Annotated in this window: 16 protein-coding genes; 10 read left to right on the top strand and 6 right to left on the bottom strand. The window is 59.3% G+C overall.

The window, feature by feature from the left end; translation table 11 throughout:
- Positions 1 to 25: 25 nt before the first annotated feature.
- The 10 genes from VSX56_RS09945 to VSX56_RS09900 all read left to right on the top strand — a co-directional run bounded on the left by VSX56_RS09945 (position 26) and on the right by VSX56_RS09900 (position 10391).
- Complete coding sequence (locus VSX56_RS09945) at positions 26 to 1270, top strand: saccharopine dehydrogenase family protein (RefSeq protein WP_350936765.1); 1245 nt, start codon at positions 26 to 28, stop codon at positions 1268 to 1270.
- Positions 1271 to 1445: 175 nt separating this feature from the next.
- Entirely contained in the window at positions 1446 to 3545 is a 2100-nt protein-coding gene (locus VSX56_RS09940; RefSeq protein WP_339113893.1) for a methyl-accepting chemotaxis protein, read from the top strand.
- A gap of 97 nt (positions 3546 to 3642) precedes the next feature.
- Positions 3643 to 3906: a DUF6525 family protein gene (locus tag VSX56_RS09935; protein WP_350936763.1), complete on the top strand. Its 264-nt coding sequence runs from the start codon at positions 3643 to 3645 to the stop codon at positions 3904 to 3906.
- A gap of 176 nt (positions 3907 to 4082) precedes the next feature.
- On the top strand, positions 4083 to 4448 hold the full coding sequence (gene rsfS / locus VSX56_RS09930) for a ribosome silencing factor (RefSeq protein WP_339113894.1): 366 nt from the start codon (positions 4083 to 4085) through the stop codon (positions 4446 to 4448).
- 12 nt (positions 4449 to 4460) lie between these two features.
- The gene (gene rlmH, locus VSX56_RS09925; RefSeq protein ID WP_350936760.1) at positions 4461 to 4928 is read left to right on the top strand and encodes a 23S rRNA (pseudouridine(1915)-N(3))-methyltransferase RlmH; all 468 of its coding nucleotides are present in this window, start codon (positions 4461 to 4463) and stop codon (positions 4926 to 4928) included.
- An 8-nt stretch (positions 4929 to 4936) separates the two neighbouring features.
- Complete coding sequence (locus tag VSX56_RS09920; protein ID WP_339113896.1) at positions 4937 to 5662, top strand: hypothetical protein; 726 nt, start codon at positions 4937 to 4939, stop codon at positions 5660 to 5662.
- Between the two features lie 88 nt (positions 5663 to 5750).
- The gene (gene gpmI, locus VSX56_RS09915; RefSeq protein ID WP_350936758.1) at positions 5751 to 7283 is read left to right on the top strand and encodes a 2,3-bisphosphoglycerate-independent phosphoglycerate mutase; all 1533 of its coding nucleotides are present in this window, start codon (positions 5751 to 5753) and stop codon (positions 7281 to 7283) included.
- On the top strand, positions 7283 to 8437 hold the full coding sequence (locus tag VSX56_RS09910) for a murein hydrolase activator EnvC family protein (protein ID WP_350936756.1): 1155 nt from the start codon (positions 7283 to 7285) through the stop codon (positions 8435 to 8437). Before gpmI ends, VSX56_RS09910 begins: the two co-directional genes overlap by 1 nt.
- Before the next feature lie 21 nt (positions 8438 to 8458).
- Positions 8459 to 9865 (top strand): S41 family peptidase, encoded by a 1407-nt coding sequence (locus VSX56_RS09905; RefSeq protein ID WP_350936754.1) that lies wholly within the window; start codon positions 8459 to 8461, stop codon positions 9863 to 9865.
- A 46-nt stretch (positions 9866 to 9911) separates the two neighbouring features.
- Positions 9912 to 10391 (top strand): RNA pyrophosphohydrolase, encoded by a 480-nt coding sequence (locus VSX56_RS09900; RefSeq protein WP_350936752.1) that lies wholly within the window; start codon positions 9912 to 9914, stop codon positions 10389 to 10391.
- Here VSX56_RS09900 and VSX56_RS09895 read toward each other — a convergent pair whose 3' ends face one another.
- The 6 genes from VSX56_RS09895 to VSX56_RS09870 form a co-directional block, all read right to left on the bottom strand.
- On the bottom strand, positions 10392 to 11951 hold the full coding sequence (locus VSX56_RS09895; RefSeq protein ID WP_350936833.1) for an L-aspartate oxidase: 1560 nt from the start codon (positions 11949 to 11951) through the stop codon (positions 10392 to 10394). It abuts the gene before it with no gap.
- 2 nt (positions 11952 to 11953) lie between these two features.
- Complete coding sequence (gene nadA / locus VSX56_RS09890; RefSeq protein ID WP_350936750.1) at positions 11954 to 13006, bottom strand: quinolinate synthase NadA; 1053 nt, start codon at positions 13004 to 13006, stop codon at positions 11954 to 11956.
- 97 nt (positions 13007 to 13103) lie between these two features.
- On the bottom strand, positions 13104 to 13790 hold the full coding sequence (dnaQ, locus tag VSX56_RS09885) for a DNA polymerase III subunit epsilon (RefSeq protein ID WP_339113903.1): 687 nt from the start codon (positions 13788 to 13790) through the stop codon (positions 13104 to 13106).
- The gene (gene coaE / locus VSX56_RS09880; RefSeq protein ID WP_350936748.1) at positions 13783 to 14382 is read right to left on the bottom strand and encodes a dephospho-CoA kinase; all 600 of its coding nucleotides are present in this window, start codon (positions 14380 to 14382) and stop codon (positions 13783 to 13785) included. The genes dnaQ and coaE overlap by 8 nt, the downstream gene beginning before the upstream one ends.
- Positions 14379 to 15215: a shikimate dehydrogenase gene (locus VSX56_RS09875; protein WP_350936746.1), complete on the bottom strand. Its 837-nt coding sequence runs from the start codon at positions 15213 to 15215 to the stop codon at positions 14379 to 14381. The genes coaE and VSX56_RS09875 overlap by 4 nt, the downstream gene beginning before the upstream one ends.
- Complete coding sequence (locus VSX56_RS09870; protein ID WP_350936744.1) at positions 15212 to 15811, bottom strand: Maf family nucleotide pyrophosphatase; 600 nt, start codon at positions 15809 to 15811, stop codon at positions 15212 to 15214. Before VSX56_RS09870 ends, VSX56_RS09875 begins: the two co-directional genes overlap by 4 nt.
- Positions 15812 to 16215 lie beyond the last annotated feature (404 nt).

The following is a 16215-nucleotide window of genomic DNA, read 5'->3' as shown; positions in this document are numbered from 1 at the left end:
CCAAGAGAAAAAGGAGACAGCCGAAGTGAAAAAGAACGTGCTCATCATCGGTGCCGGTGGCGTGGCGCAGGTCGTGGCGCATAAATGCGCCCAGAACAACGATGTTTTCGGAGATCTGCATATCGCATCGCGCACCAGGTCGAAATGCGACGCGATCGTTGCCAGCGTTCGCGAGAAGAACGCGATGAAGCTCGACGGCACGTTCGGCACCCATGAGGTCAATGCGCGCAATACCGCCGCCGTGGCCGAGCTGATCCGCAAGGTGGATGCGCAGATCGTTATCAATGTGGGCTCCGCCTTCGTGAATATGTATGTGCTCGATGCCTGCATTGAGACCGGTGCCGCCTATATCGACACCGCCATCCATGAAGAACCCGAGAAGATCTGCGAGACCCCGCCGTGGTATGCCAACTACGAGTGGAAGCGCCGCGACACCTGCACCGAAAAAGGCATCACCGCTATTCTGGGCGCAGGTTTTGACCCGGGTGTTGTGAATGCCTTTGCGCGGTTTGCCATCGACCAGATGGACGAAGTGAAATCGATCGATATCGTCGATATCAACGCGGGCTCGCATGGCAAATATTTCGCGACCAATTTCGACCCCGAGATCAATTTCCGCGAATTCACCGGCACCGTCTATTACTGGGAAGACCAGAAATGGAAGGAAACCTCGATGTTTGCCTCCGGCAAGACGTGGGATCTTCCGGTGGTCGGTCCGTCCAAGGCCTATCAGTCGGGTCATGACGAGGTACACTCGCTGGCGACTAACTATCCGCAGGCCGATGTGCGCTTTTGGATGGGCTTCGGCGACCACTATATCAATGTCTTCACGGTTCTGAACTCGCTGGGTCTCTTGTCCGAACAGCCGGTGAAAACCGCCGAAGGTCAGGACGTCGTGCCGCTGAAACTGGTGAAGGCGGTGCTGCCCGATCCGTCGTCGCTGGCACCCGACTATACCGGCAAGACCTGCATCGGCGATCTGGTAAAGGGCACGAAAGACGGCAAGGATGTGGAGCTGTTCGTCTATAACGTCGCCGATCACAAGGAAGCCTATGAGGAAGTGGGCTCGCAGGGCATCTCCTATACCGCGGGTGTGCCGCCAGTGGCGGCCGCTATGCTGGTCGCCTCGGGTGAATGGGATGCCAAGACGATGAAGAACGTCGAGGAGCTGGATCCCAAACCCTTCTTCACGATCCTCGACCGGATCGGTCTGCCGACCCGCGTGCAGATCGGCGGTATCGGTGGCGAGGACAAAGCGTGGAACGCGTGAGTCTCGCTCTTTAAGTGTATTCTGGAAACCCGCCTCTCTCAGGGCGGGTTTTTCTCTTGAAAACTGCCAGAACATATAAAGAAAATACAGGTTTGATCACTTATTCCCCAGAGCGGAAAGGAAGGATTCATATCTGAGCATTAAGACTACTTCCGACGATTTCAGGAGTGTTGTCATGACGTTTGTTTCGAATCTGCGAATCTCGACGCGGATTTATTCGATTATTGGGTTCTCCGTCCTGACGAGTCTGGCCATCGCCGTGACGATGTTCAGCTTCATGGTCAGCAATACCTATGACATGCGTGAGGCCCATCTGCGCGATGTCGTGGATAGCAGTGTCAGCCAGCTTGCCGCATTGCAGACCGAGGTCACCGCCGGAAAACGGACGCTTGAAGAGGCCAAGACTGAGGGCGCGCGTATCTTGAATGCAGCGCGTTACGACGATGGCAACTATCTGTTCGCGTTCAGCAAGGACCTGAAACTCGTCGCGCATGGACGCGACCCGCAACGTGCAGGCGAGGACCAGAGCCAGTTCAAGGATCCGAACGGCGTGTTTGTCTACCGCGATCTGGGTAAGCTCGCCGCAGAGGGTGGTGGCCTGCTACATTACAGCTCCAAACGGACTGGCGGCGATGGTGCGGACGAACAGATCCCGAAAATCAGCTATTCCCGTGCTTTCGAGCCTTGGGGTTGGGTCGTCGCGACAGGCTCCTACATCGCGGATATTCAGGCGCAGATTGCGCAGATCCGCAACATCGCGGCCGCAATTTTCATTGCCGGTTTCCTTCTTGTCGGAGCGGTCTGCTGGCTTATCGCGCGGTCCATTACTTCCCCGATCCGTGGCCTCAAGGAGCGTATGGGCGCCCTGTCCGATGGTGACGTCGATAATGCCATTCCCTTTACCCATCAGAAAGACGAAATCGGAGAGATGGCCCGGGCTGTCGAAACCTTCCAGCTTTCCATCCGCCGTGGCGCGGAGATGGAGGAAGAGGCCAACCGACAGAAAGCCGAACAGGAAGCGGTGAAGGCTCAGGCCGAAGCCGACCGCCGTGCTCATGAACAGGAAGCCATCGAAGCCGAACGCCGCGAGATGGAGCGCAAAGCTGCTGATCAAGCCGAGCGCGAACGCATGCGGGCCGAAACCGAAGCCGAGCGTGAAGCCCATGCCGAGAAGCAACGCAAGGTCGTGTCCGAACTGGCAATCGCCCTTACTGCGTTGGCTGAAGGGGATCTGACCCAACGCATCGACACCGTATTCCCCTCCGAATATGAGGCCCTCCGCAACGACTTCAACCGGACAGTGACGAAACTGGAAGGTCTGATTGGAACGATTAGTGCAACAGCGGCAGTGATCGAGCGCCAGGGCCATGATATCACGGTTTCCTCGGAAGATGTTGCCCGTAAAACCGAAACCACGGCAGCAACGCTGGAAGAAACCGCTGCAGCCCTGCAGGAGCTGACATCTTCGGTGCAGCAGGCGGCTCAGGGTGCCAATGAGGCGGACAAGGTCGTGCAGGAAGCACGCGGCGAGGCCGAACGCAGTGGGGACGTGGTTTCACAGGCCGTAGATGCCATGCAACAGATCCAGGACAGCTCGAGCCGGATTTCCCGCATCATCGATGTCATCGACGATATCGCCTTCCAGACCAACCTTCTGGCACTTAATGCCGGTGTCGAAGCTGCCCGCGCGGGCGAAGCGGGACGTGGTTTCGCAGTCGTGGCCTCCGAAGTGCGGGCACTGGCCCAGCGATCCTCCGAGGCAGCGCGTGAGATCAACACCCTGATTTCCGAAAGTGGCGATCATGTGTCAAAGGGTGCTACCATGGTGAACGAAGCAGGGAGTGCATTACAGCGCATCGCCGCCTCTGTGTCGCGGATCTCGCATCACGTCTCCGATATTGCCCGTTCCGCGACCGAGCAATCCTCTGGAGTGACCGAGATCAATAACTCTGTGGCCCATCTTGATGCCAATAGCCAACAGAATACTGCCCTGTTCCAGGATACCCTGATGGCCAGCAAAGAGCTAACCGCAGCAGCCGTGGATCTGCGCAGCTCGACGGCACAATTCAAATTGCGATCCACGACTGCAAGTAGCACCGATCGCAGTGGTTCTTGGAAAAGCGCGCCGGCTGCGCCAAAACCCGCGTCCAAGCCCGCTGCCCCGCCGCGCGCCCAAAAGCCGATGGCACCTCCGGCACCCAAACCCCAACCGGCGCCCGTGACCAAGAAGCAGGTGAACGGACCGGATTTAAATGACGACTGGGAAGATTTCTAAGGCCGATACTAACCGAAGCCGCCCTCAGGGCGGCTTCATTCTGGTCTCTCGACACCAGATTTCAAGCCGATTATAGATATGATATATCATTACTAAAATGGGCTTGAAAATGGCAGGAAACCTGGGATCGACAAAGCTTAAAAGGCCGAACAAATCCAACGCGATGCAGAATTATGACGCCCTACCCGCCGCTTTGCGGCGATGGGTTGCACAAGCCGCTTTACCGTGGTCTGCCAAATCCTGCCACAAGATCTGGTCACGAAGTCATGCACGCGGAGAAACGCTTCAGAATATTCTCATTCGGCTTGATCGCGCCGAGCAGCGCGCACTGGCACGGGATCGCCGCCTACGGCAGATTTGAGCCTGTTTTGCTTGTAGTAAGGAATTTGCGCCTACCAAAGTTGAGATTTCTATCCGCAGATGCTATTTTGACAATATGCCTAGCGTCGGGGCTTGGACGGCGTGCAACTTTCGGAGGACTATGTCCTGTCTCATCCTGAACTCGCAGCGGTCGACACCGGTGCAATGGTGGTGCCTATGACTGCTGATACCGTGGCCAATACCAACCTGAAAAGCGATCAAATCCTTCAATGCGTCCTGACCTCGCTCGACGATGACAAGGCTGAGGAAGTCGTCACGATCAGCCTCGCAGGCCGTTCGTCGATTTCGGACCATATGGTGATTTGCTCGGGCCGTTCCAGCCGTCAGGTCGGCGCTATTGCGGAAAAGCTGAGCGAGCGCCTGAAAGAAGAATTCGGCGTTTTCTGCAAGATCGAAGGCAAGGATGCGGGCGACTGGGTTCTGGTCGATGCGGGCGATGTGATCGTGCATGTCTTCCGTCCCGAGGTGCGAGAGTTCTACCAGCTCGAAAAAATGTGGGTGCCGACCAGCGACGCCAGCTGATCCAGTAACATCATGAAACTGACTGTTCTTGCAGTGGGCCGGCTTCGTAAAAGCCCCGAGCTGACACTGATTACGGACTATCTCGACCGTTTCAACAAAGCGGGCCGTAGCCTCGGGCTAGGGTCCGCTTCTGTTGTTGAGGTTGAAGACAAGCGCAATCTGGGCATGGCCGAGGAAGCCAAACTGCTGGAGCGGGCCATTCCCGATGGCGCGGCTATCGTCACGTTGGACGAACGTGGGCAGATCATCTCTTCTCCCGACTTCGCCGATAAGCTCGGGAATTGGCGCGATCAGGCCCGCGATGTCTGCTTCATCATCGGTGGCGCCGACGGGATCGACCCATCGCTCCGGCAGCGCGCGGACTTCTCGATCAGCTTCGGACAGATGGTCTGGCCCCATATGCTGGTGCGCGTCATGCTGACCGAGCAGATCTATCGTGCGGGCCAGATTCTGGCAGGCACCCCCTATCATCGCGTCTGATCAGACAGATGGCGGGCGATCCCGAGTTCCAGACGATTTCGGACAAGGCGCTCTCGCCGCGCGGCATGGCGCTTCTGGGCTATCAGCGCACCAAGCATATCTCGAAACAGGCACAGAAGGCTTGGGCTGAAGGAAATCCTACGCCCCTGATCCTAGAGACCTCCGCCAATCGCCGCGAAATTTTCGAAGCGATCTTGGCCGAGATCAAAGCGGATTACGATCCGCTTTCCGAAGCGCTTGCCAAGGCCGAGATCGTCCCGAAATCCATCATCGATATCGGATGCGGGCAGGCGCTGGGGGATCTGTTCTTCCTGATCGAATTCGATCCCGCTTTCATTCTGGTCGATATCGAGGAAACCCGTGAGCAGTATCACTTCTGGGCCGAAAGCGGTGCGGGCTATGCCTCGCTTGCAGAAGCCTCCGGCCTTCTTCGGGAAAACGGTGCACGGCTGGTGCGCGCTATCAACCCGCGCAAAACGCCCGAGCAACTTGCAGGCCTCCATGCTGATCTTGTAATATCAACTATATCTTGTGGGTTCCACTACCCTATTACGCCTTATATTGACTTATTCCAAAATACATTGCGGAAGGGCGGCGCGATCATTCTCGACTTGCGCCGGTCTTATGCAGATGCGCCCGACAAAGCGTTGGAGACCCTGTTCGAGATGTCTCTGCTGACCGAAATCCCCTGCTCCGAGCCAAAATCTGCGCGGCTGCTTTTTACCCCTGCCTGACGCGACAATATGAATGATCCGCATCGATAAACTTGCCGCATGGCAGTAGAACGCTTATGCAGAACCTGCTGATTTGAAAGAGGCCGCCATGACCCATCCCAAACCCGTTGTTCTTTGCATTCTTGACGGTTGGGGCGAACGCGCCGAGACGACCGGTAACGCTCCTGCCCTTGCCAAGACCCCGAATATCGACCGGATCTGGGCGGAGAGCCCGAAATCGACGCTGATCACCTTCGGTCCCGATGTCGGCCTACCGACCGGCCAAATGGGTAATTCGGAAGTGGGGCATACCAATATCGGCGCGGGTCGTGTGGTGGCAATGGATCTGGGCCAGATCGATCTGGCGATCGAGGACGGGTCTTTCTTCAAGAATGAGGCGCTTCTGGATTTCACCCAGAAGATGAAAGCCTCGGGCGGGAGCGCGCATCTGATCGGCGTGGTATCCGATGGCGGTGTGCATGGCCATATCGAGCATGTGCTGGCAGGCTGCCGCGCATTGACCGAGGCGGGCGTGCCGGTTGTGCTCCATGCGATCACCGATGGCCGCGATGTGGCCCCCGATAGTGCCGCACGGTTCATGGATGACCTGATGGACCGCCTTCCCGAAGGCGCCACCGTGGGTACCGTGATCGGCCGTTATTGGGCGATGGACCGCGATAACCGCTGGGAGCGCGTGGGCCGTGCCTATGACGCGATCACCAAAGCTTCGGGCGATGTGTCCCATGCCGAGACGCCGCAGGCGGCAGTCAAACAGAGCTATGACGGGGGCAAGATGGATGAATTCATCGCGCCGACCGTCATTGGCGATTACAAGGGCACAAAATCCGGCGACGGGTTCTTCTGCCTGAACTTCCGCGCCGACCGCGCACGCGAGATCCTGAAGGCGCTGGCCGAACCCGAGTTTGCGGAAGAAGGCATCGACACCTCGGCACGTCCCGAATGGGCGGCCCTGCTGGGCATGGTCGAGTATTCGGATAGCCATAACGCCTATATGACCACCGCCTATCCAAAGGCGAAGATCGTCAATACGCTGGGCGAATGGGTCTCGAAACAGGGCAAGACGCAGTTCCATCTGGCCGAGACCGAGAAATATCCGCATGTGACCTTCTTCCTCAATGGCGGCAAGGAAGAGCCGTGGGAGGGCGAGGACCGCTTCATGCCCAAATCGCCGAAAGTGGCGACCTATGACCTGCAGCCCGAGATGTCCGCCCCCGAGGTGACCGACAAATTCGTGGAAGCCATCGAGAAGGGCTATGACCTGATCGTGGTGAATTACGCCAATGGCGATATGGTGGGCCATACCGGCTCGCTCGAGGCGGCGATGGCGGCCTGCGAGGAGATCGACCGCGATATCGGGCGCGTGCGCGAGGCGCTCGAAAAGGCGGGTGGCGCGATGATCATCACCGCCGATCACGGCAATTGCGAGACGATGATCGACCCCGAAACCGGCGGTCCGCATACCGCGCACACCACCAATCTGGTGCCGGTGGCACTGGTGGGCGGGCCGGAAGGTGCCAAGCTGCATGAAGGCCGTCTGGCCGATCTGGCGCCAACGCTGCTGGGCCTGATGGGTCTGCCTGTGCCGGAAGAGATGACCGGCCAGAGCCTGATCGACCTCTGATGAAATTCGGCTTCCGGTTTCTTGCTACGGTTCTTCTGTCCGGCCTCCTGTCACAGGGGGCCGGTGCCGCGACCAATCCGGCGATGGATAATGCGTTGCAGGCGGCCGAAAACCTGCGCGGGGCGATTGCGGCCATGGACGGGGCGAAGACCAAAGCGGAGCGGATCGAGAGCCTGACTGCCACGATCAATGCCTATGAGCACGGGTTGAGCGCGCTGCGCGACGGGCTGCGGCGGCTGGCCATCCGTGAAGCCGAGATCAAGCAGAGCTTCGATGGAAAGCGCGATGAGATCGGCAGGCTACTGGGCGTGATGACCACGATGCAACAGACCGATGGTCCGATGCTTCTGTTACACCCGTCAGGACCGGTGGGCACAGCGCGCTCCGGCATGATCCTCGGTTCGGTCACGCCCGCACTGCAGGAGCAGGCCAAAGAGCTGTCGGTCAAGCTGGAGGAGATCCAGCAGATGCGCGACATCCAGCAGGGCGCGATCGACGTGCTGGCCAAAGGCATGGAGTCGGTCCAGACTGCCCGCACCCAGCTGGCCGAGGCGATTGCCAAGCGCGAGGCCCTGCCCGGTCGTTATCTGGAAACGCCCGAGGACCTGCAGCAGCTGGTGCAGAGCGCCGATACGCTGGAAAGCTTTGCCAGCGGCATTCTCGATCTGGATAGCGATATCGGTGCGCCGATGACCAATTTCCAGTCGGCGATGGGCACCCTGCCGCTACCGGTGATCGGGTCGGTCCTGCGCAAGTATAACGAGGCCGATGCCGCAGGCATCCGTCGCCCCGGCTGGGTGATCGCCACCGCCCCATCGGCGCTGGTTACCGCGCCCTGGCCCGCAACTATTCGTTACCTCGGCCCACTTCTCGACTACGGAAATGTGATGGTGATCGAACCATCCGATGGATATCTTTTGGTTCTAGCGGGCCTTGGAACCGTGTATGGAGAAACGGGTGACGTTGTGCCGCAAGGCGGTGCATTGGGCATGATGGGTGGCAAAGAGCCGAGCGCCCGTGAATTCGGTGTCGATTTTGTCGACAGCGCCGTCAAAGGCAGTAGCGCCGACCGAACGGAAACGCTTTATATGGAATTACGCAAGGGCGATGAGCCGATTGATCCTGCTGATTGGTTTGTTCATGGTTCGAAATGACAGGACGGGATTGAGGTTAGGATGAGAAAACTGGTCATGGCGGCTCTGGGCGGAACGGTCGCAGGGGTCCTGCTCTCCACGCAGATTGCCGCGCCCCTGATGGCGCAGGAAGCGGATGACTCGGCCGCCACTTACGAGCAACTGGACCTGTTCGGCGATATTTTCGACCGTATCCGCAAGGACTATGTCGAGAAGGTCGACTCCAAGAAGCTGATCGAAGCGGCCATCAACGGCATGCTCAGCTCGCTTGATCCGCACTCGAGCTATATGCCGCCCGATGATTATCAGGATATGCAGGTCCAGACCCGCGGCAGCTTCGGCGGTCTCGGGATCGAGGTCACGCAGGAAGATGGCTTCGTGAAGGTCGTCTCGCCGATGGATGGCACGCCTGCGGCCGAAGCGGGCCTGAAGACCGGCGATTTCATCACCCATGTCAATGGCGAGAGCCTGCTTGGCCTGACGCTCGATCAGGCGGTTGACCTGATGCGCGGCCCCGTCGGTTCCGAGATCACCGTGACCATCGCGCGCAAGGGCGAGCAGGACCCCTTCGATGTGACGATGACCCGCGACACCATCAAAATGGCGGCCGTGAAAGGACGTCTGGAAGGCTCGACCGTAGTTCTGCGGATCTCGACCTTCAACGACCAGACCTATCCGAACCTCAAAGACCAGCTCGACAAGATGGTCGAGGAAGCTGGCGGTATGGACAAGGTCTCGGGCTTCGTGCTGGATCTGCGCAACAACCCGGGTGGTCTGCTGACGCAGGCGATCAAGGTGTCTGACGCGTTCATCGACAAGGGCGAAATCGTTTCGACCCGTGGCCGTAACCCCGAGGATAGCGAGCGCTTCAACGCCACGCCGGGCGATCTGGCTGATGGCAAGCCGATCGTGATCCTGATCAATGGCGGCTCGGCCTCTGCCTCGGAGATTGTGACCGGTGCGCTTCAGGACCACCGCCGTGCCATCGTGGTGGGCGAGAAGAGCTTCGGCAAGGGCTCGGTCCAGACCGTCATGCCGATCAAGAATGAAGGCGCGATGCGTCTGACCACCGCGCGCTATTACACGCCATCGGGGCGCTCTATCCAGTCGCTGGGCATTGCGCCCGATATCGTCGTGGCACAGCCCACGCCGGTCGCGAATGCGGATGATGAGGCCAATACCGACAGCACCCAGATGCGGTCGGAAGCGGATCTGCGCGGCGTGCTGAGCAATGACTCGATGACCGATGACGAGAAGAAGCAGGCCGAGGAAGAGATGAAGCGGGCCGAGGATGCGGCGGAGCTGCGCAAGGAAGACTACCAGCTTGCCTACGCCATCGACATTCTCAAGGGTCTGAGCGCCATCGCACCGGAAGTGGCAACCAAAGCCGCCGAAGATGCGACCGAGGCGCCGGCCGCAACACCCGAAAAGGCCGATGCCAAAAAATGACCAATCGGGGCCCTGCGGGGCCCCTTTTCTTTCAAGGACGACGGATATGCAGGATTACAGCACTCTCCCCTATCGCCCCTGTGTCGGCATCGTGCTGATCAACAAGGACGGGTTGATCTGGGCGGGCAAGCGCATCGATAGCAAGGCAGACGCATGGCAGATGCCGCAAGGCGGTATCGACGATGGCGAGAAACCCAAAGAAGCCGGTCTGCGCGAGCTCTGGGAAGAGACCGGCGTAACGGCGGATCTGGTCGAGAAGCTGGCCAAGACCGAAGACTGGGTGACCTATGACTTGCCCGAAGAACTGTTGGGCAAAGCATGGGGCGGTAAATATCGCGGCCAGAAACAGAAATGGTTCGCCTTCCGCTATCTGGGCGACGATAGCGCCTTCAACATCGCAACCGAACATCCCGAATTCTCGGAATGGGGCTGGAAAAGCTCGGCCGAGCTGATCGCCTCGATCGTGCCGTTCAAACGCGGGGTCTATGAGGCCGTGCTGGGCGAGTTCAAAGATCTCGTGAAATGATCACGCGGGTTGCTGCGCGAGGGTGATTGCATCGCGCAGCGCCTCCGCTTGGGCAAGCGTCATCAGACTGCGATTGGCCTGCGCCGGATCGGGCTGCGGGTAATCCGCGCGGAAATGCCCGCCACGGCTCTCGCGGCGCCCGTGAGCGGCACAGGCGATCAGGGTTGCCGTGGCCAGCATATTGCGCAAGGCGGTATTCTCTTCTCCCTGCGAGAGCATCCGAAGCGTCCTGATCGTCGCCTCTAGCCCCTCGCAGTTCCGCACGACCCCTACCCCATCGGTCATTGCCTGTCGCAATCGGGCGATTTTCGCCATATCGGGCTGGCTGCCGCCTTGCGGAAACTCGAGCACCAGCTCCGGCGCGGAGCGGGCAGAGAGCCCTTCTACGATATCATCGGCACAGATCCGGCCGTAGACGAGCGCCTCCAGAAGCCCGTTCGAGGCCAGACGGTTGGCACCATGTAAACCGGTGGAAGAAGCCTCGCCGCAGACCCAGAGCCCGTCAAGGCTACTGCGCCCCTGCGCATCGACCGCAATCCCGCCCATATGGTAATGGGCGGCCGGTGCCACCGGAATGGGCTGCACTGCAGGATCGATCCCCGCCGCCATACAGGCCTGCGCCACAGCCGGAAACCGCGCATGGATCTCGGCGCCCAGCACCTGCCGCGTGTCCAGAACGGGCACGCGCCCTGCCTGATATTCACGGTAGACGGCCCGCGCCACGATATCGCGCGGTGCAAGCTCGGCATCGGGATGTTCACCCAGCATGAAGCGCTGACCGAGCGAATTCACAAGGATCGCGCCTTCGCCGCGCAGAGCCTCGGTTGCCAGCGGCGCAGGGTCCAGCCCGACCGCGATGGCGGTAGGATGGAACTGCACGAATTCGGCATCGGCAATCACCGCCCCTGCCCGCGCGGCCATGCCGATCACCTGCCCTCGGATTCGTGCCGGATTGGTGGTGACCGCGTAAAGACCGCCGGAACCTCCCCCTGCCAGCAGGATCGCAGGCGCATGGATAGCGAGGCTCCCCGAAGGCTGGTCCGCGCGGGTCAGGCGCACCCCCGTTACCCGCTTCCCCGTCGTCAGAAGATCGACTGCCATCACACCTTCAAGCACCTGAATCGACGGCGTGGCGCGCACCTTGGCAATCAGGCTCTGCATTATTTCGCGCCCTGCCTGATCGCCTTTCACGCGCACCACGCGCGCCGCCGAATGGGCCGCCTCGCGCGACATGACATAGCCGCCCTGTGCGTCGCGGTCGAAGGGCGCACCGATATCGGTCAGCTGGAGGATATGACGCGCGGCTTCTGCCGTCACCATGTTCGCGATCTCGGGCAAGACGGTCCCTGCCCCAGCAATTTCAGTATCGCGGGCATGAGCTTCAGGGCTGTCGGAGGCATTCATCGCCGCCGCAACTCCGCCTTGTGCCCAAGCGGAAGATGCCCCCTCGCCCAATTTTTCGGGCGAAATCAACACCACCGGCTGCGGTGCCAAACGCAAGGCCGCATAAAGCGCGCCAAGCCCCGCACCGACGATCACGACGCGGTCCGTCCGATGGATGGTCACTTCGTGACAGCCCTGGACAGCTCGATCATCCGCTCGACTGCGATGCGCGCCTTACCGGCCACCAGCGGATCGACCTCGACCGCCTCGCTGCCCGTATGCAGAGCCCAGAGAATTTTCTCGAGCGTGATCTTCTTCATATAGGGGCACATATTGCACGGGCCGGTAAATTCGATCTCGGGCAGGGCATCCGATATATTGGATGCCATCGAGCATTCGGTCACCAGCATTGCCTTGGCCGGCTTATGGGTGGTGACATAGTCGATGATCCCGCTGGTCGAACCGGAATAATCGCAAGCATCGACCACGTCAGGCGGGCATTCAGGATGCGCGATGATCGTGGTGTCGGGATTCATAGCGCGGAATTCATTGATATCTTCCGGTGTATATTGCTCGTGCACGATGCAGGAGCCCTCCCACCAGACGATGTTTTTCTGCGGCACCATATTGGCCACGTTCTGCGCCAGATACTGATCCGGCGTCATGATGATCGTGTCTTCAGGAAGAGCTGCCACGATCTGCGCGGCATTGGATGAAGTGCAGCAGATATCGGAGGCGGCCTTCACCTCGGCGGTGGTGTTCACATAGGACACGACAGGCGCACCCGGATATTTTGCGCGCATCTGGGCGATACCGTCGGCGGTAATGCTCTCGGCCAGCGAACAGCCCGCCTCGACATCGGGGATCAGCACGGTCTTGGCCGGATTGAGGATCTTCGAGGTCTCGGCCATGAAATGCACGCCGCATTGGACAATGATCTCGGCCTCGACCTTGGTGGCCTCGATGGCCAGTTGCAGGCTGTCACCCACAACATCTGCCACTCCGTGATAGATCTCCGGCGTCATATAGTTATGCGCCAGAATGACCGCGTTTTTCTCGGCTTTCAGCTTGTTGATCGCGGCGATATAGGGCGCGTAGCGCACGAAATCCGGAAACGGGATGACCCGATCCATCTTCGCGTGAATATCGGACATGGATTGCGCCAACTCGACCGAGGGTGTCAGATCGTAAACCTCGGCAAGCTGCGCGCGCATCGCGGTAAAATCAAGCATGGCTTCCTCCCAGACCCCTCACTCGGGCTGGGCTTTACGCTATTTCCTCTCTGAATTGAACGAAAAAATAACGATCAGCCAATGTTTTACCAAATAGTCAGCGTTTCCAGATCGCATTCTCGCCCAGTTTGGCGATGAAGGCGGCGTGGGCCGCAGCCTCTTCATCGGTCAGCCGCGAGGGCAGAACATGAGGGCGCGGCGAGGGTCGCCAGATCTCGGAGGGGCCGCTTGTTTGGCCACCCTGTTCGAGGTTCAGACCGAAGCCTGGTTGGCGGCCACCGATCAGTTCGAGATAGACCTCGGCCAGAATTTCACTATCGAGAAGCGCGCCGTGCAGCGTCCGCGAGGAGTTGTCGATCGAAAACCGGCGGCAGAGCGCATCGAGCGTCGCAGGCGAGCCCGGGAACTTGCGCCGCGCCATGGCAAGCGTGTCGACCGCGCGGTCATCGGCGATCAACGGTTTTTTGACCCAGCCCAGTTCGGCATTGAGAAAACGCATATCGAACTTCGCATTATGGATCACGAGCTTTGAATCCGGTCCAATGAAATCCAGAAAATCCTGAGCAATCTCGATGAATTTGGGCTTGTCGGACAGGAATTCCTCACCCAGCCCATGAACCTGGAACGCCTCGGTCGGCATATCGCGCTCGGGATTGATATATTGATGATAGGTCTTGCCCGTCGGCATATGGTTGAAAAGCTCCACCGCGCCGATCTCGACGATCCGGTGGCCTTCATTCGGCTCGAACCCCGTGGTTTCGGTATCGAGAACGATCTCACGCATGCGGCTTCTCCCTGATCTGGTCTATGAGGCGTCGCACATCTCGGGCCGTGGTTTCAAGGTCCAGTGTCTCGATAACATAATCGGCGCGGGCGCGCTTTTCGGCATCCGGCAGCTGTTTCGCGCGGATCATCTCGAATTGCTCGGGTGACATTGTTCCACGTGAAAGAACGCGCGCGCGCTGGATCTCGGGCGGGGCCGAGACCACCAAAACGGCGTCACAGACCTGATCCGCGCCGGTCTCGAACAGGAGCGGAATATCGAGGAGCAGGATCGGCGCATCAGGATGGTCTGCGATAAACCCCGTGCGCGAGGCCGCCGTGAGCGGATGGACGATGGCCTCGATACGGGCGAGAGCGGCTGGATCGGCCTTCAGCACCTCCCTGAGGGCACCGCGATCCACCATCCCGTCTACTATTGCTTGCGGATAAAGAGCGGCAATAGGCGCCACTGCGGCGCCGTCCTTGCCATAGAGCTGATGCACGGTGGCATCCGCATCCCAAACAGGCACACCGTTATTCATAAAAAAGGATGACGTCGTCGATTTCCCCATCCCGATGGAGCCGGTCAGCCCCAAGATGAACGGGCGGCTCATTTCCCCAGAACTTCCGCTCGCAGGGCCTCGGTCACCTCCGGCGTCCGGCCGAACCAGCGCTCGAACCCCGGACAGCCCTGATGCAGCAACATGCCCAGACCATCAACGATCTTGCAGCCCCGCGCCTGCGCCTTCTGCAGGAAGGCCGTCACCAGAGGCACATAAACGATATCGGCGGCCAGAGCAGTTGCTGGCAGCAGATCAAGAGAGATATCAAAAGGTGGCTGGCCTGCCATACCTAGAGATGTGGTGTTGATCGCTGTAGCCACTCTGTCGAAAATCGACGCGGCATCAGCCCAATCATAGACCTTCACCTTGGGACCGAAGGCTTCGGCAAGCGCTTCGGCACGCGCCCTTGTGCGGTTGCAGAGACGGATTTCCGGCGCGCCCGCCTCCAGAAGCGAGACAATGATCGCCCGTGATGCCCCACCCGCGCCGAGAACAGCCGCCGGACCCGCGCTGGGCTCCCACTCGGGGGCGGATTGCTTCAGATTGGCAATGAACCCGAACCCGTCGGTGTTATCGGCATGGATGCGGCCATCCGCGCCCAGAACCAGCGTATTGGCCGACCCGATCAGTCGCGCGCGTTCGGTGACCTCATCGGCGAGCGCAAGCGCGGCCTCCTTATGCGGAATGGTGATGTTGCAGCCCACAAACCCCGCCTTGTGCAGACCGCGCAGCACGGGTTCGAGATCCTCCGGTGCCACATCCATCGGCACATAATGTCCTGCCAGCCCGTATTGGCGCAGCCAGTAGCCATGCAAGGCCGGTGACAGCGAATGCGAGATCGGATGTCCGATCACCCCTGCAAGCGGGATCTTTTTATGGCTCATGTCGTCAGCTCCCCCCGCGCACGCAGCCAGTTCAGAAGCTCCATCAATGGCAGCCCCAGAACATGGAAGTAATCGCCTTCCACCTTGGAAAACAAGCGCACGCCTTCCTCCTCGAGCTTGTAGCAGCCCACCGCATGGCGGATCGAGTCCCAATTTCGAGTGACATAATCCTTGATGAAGGCCTCGGACAGCTCGTGCATCGTCAGCCGCACCACACCGATATGGCGCCACAGGGGATCGTTGTCGCGCACGATGACCGCAGCGGAGAGAAGTTTATGCGTTTTGCCCGAGAGCGCCGCCAGATGCGCCATCGCCTCTTCGGGCGTCTCCGGCTTGGAAAAGATACGGCCATCGAGATCAAGAACCTGATCAGCGCCCAGGACCATAACCCCTGCCAGATTGCGTGAGAGCTTCTTGGCTTTCATCTCGGCCAGAAAATCCGCGATATCGCGTGGCGGCGCGCCTTCGGCCTCCATCGAGGCACGGATCATCTCCTCATCGATACGGGCGGGTTTAGCCACAATTTCCAGCCCCGCATTGCGCAGCAATTGAGCCCGGATTTCGGATTGGGATGCCAAGAGAATGGGGATAGTCATGTGGATAAGCCTCTCGGTAACCGTCTGTATAAAACGGGGGATAACCCCGACCTCGGGTTTTCTCCACAATTTATGGCCGGTTCTGTCAAGTCTCAGGGTGAGTCTTCCACCTGTGAATTGAGTCTTCCCCTTGCTGTGAGCGACTCATTGGGGCAAAGTTTTCCCACCATATTATCCACAGCCCGAATCGGGGTTTGCAAACTTTGCAAAGTCTTGAAAATATAAATAATTTCGCAATTGGGGCTTGGTTTATTCGCAATGTGGGTAAATAGCTTATCCACTGTGGATAAATCAGGGAATATCCGTGGATCCACAGTATCCACAGGGCCTATAATCATCTTCTATTCTTTCTTAATATTACTTTTATATTTAGAGAGGGGTCGGCACCTAACACCGGAGACCGG

Origin of the sequence: Thioclava kandeliae, from assembly GCF_040297545.1 — a bacterium.
In the GTDB taxonomy this organism is placed as follows: Bacteria; Pseudomonadota; Alphaproteobacteria; order Rhodobacterales; family Rhodobacteraceae; genus Thioclava; species Thioclava kandeliae.
The sequence above is the reverse complement of the archived record's forward strand: the minus strand, read 5'-3'. Positions and strand labels throughout refer to the sequence as shown.

Bases quoted from the DNA above. Each gene is read 5' to 3' on its own strand.
- VSX56_RS09940 (WP_339113893.1), top strand. From the start codon at position 1,446: ATGACGTTTGTTTCGAATCTGCGAATCTCGACGCGGATTTATTCGATT.
- VSX56_RS09935 (WP_350936763.1), top strand. From the start codon at position 3,643: ATGGGCTTGAAAATGGCAGGAAACCTGGGATCGACAAAGCTTAAAAGG.
- rsfS (WP_339113894.1), top strand. From the start codon at position 4,083: ATGACTGCTGATACCGTGGCCAATACCAACCTGAAAAGCGATCAAATC.
- rlmH (WP_350936760.1), top strand. From the start codon at position 4,461: ATGAAACTGACTGTTCTTGCAGTGGGCCGGCTTCGTAAAAGCCCCGAG.
- VSX56_RS09920 (WP_339113896.1), top strand. From the start codon at position 4,937: ATGGCGGGCGATCCCGAGTTCCAGACGATTTCGGACAAGGCGCTCTCG.
- gpmI (WP_350936758.1), top strand. From the start codon at position 5,751: ATGACCCATCCCAAACCCGTTGTTCTTTGCATTCTTGACGGTTGGGGC.
- VSX56_RS09910 (WP_350936756.1), top strand. From the start codon at position 7,283: ATGAAATTCGGCTTCCGGTTTCTTGCTACGGTTCTTCTGTCCGGCCTC.
- VSX56_RS09905 (WP_350936754.1), top strand. From the start codon at position 8,459: ATGAGAAAACTGGTCATGGCGGCTCTGGGCGGAACGGTCGCAGGGGTC.
- VSX56_RS09900 (WP_350936752.1), top strand. From the start codon at position 9,912: ATGCAGGATTACAGCACTCTCCCCTATCGCCCCTGTGTCGGCATCGTG.
- nadA (WP_350936750.1), bottom strand. From the start codon at position 13,006: ATGCTTGATTTTACCGCGATGCGCGCGCAGCTTGCCGAGGTTTACGAT.
- dnaQ (WP_339113903.1), bottom strand. From the start codon at position 13,790: ATGCGTGAGATCGTTCTCGATACCGAAACCACGGGGTTCGAGCCGAAT.
- coaE (WP_350936748.1), bottom strand. From the start codon at position 14,382: ATGAGCCGCCCGTTCATCTTGGGGCTGACCGGCTCCATCGGGATGGGG.
- VSX56_RS09875 (WP_350936746.1), bottom strand. From the start codon at position 15,215: ATGAGCCATAAAAAGATCCCGCTTGCAGGGGTGATCGGACATCCGATC.
- VSX56_RS09870 (WP_350936744.1), bottom strand. From the start codon at position 15,811: ATGACTATCCCCATTCTCTTGGCATCCCAATCCGAAATCCGGGCTCAA.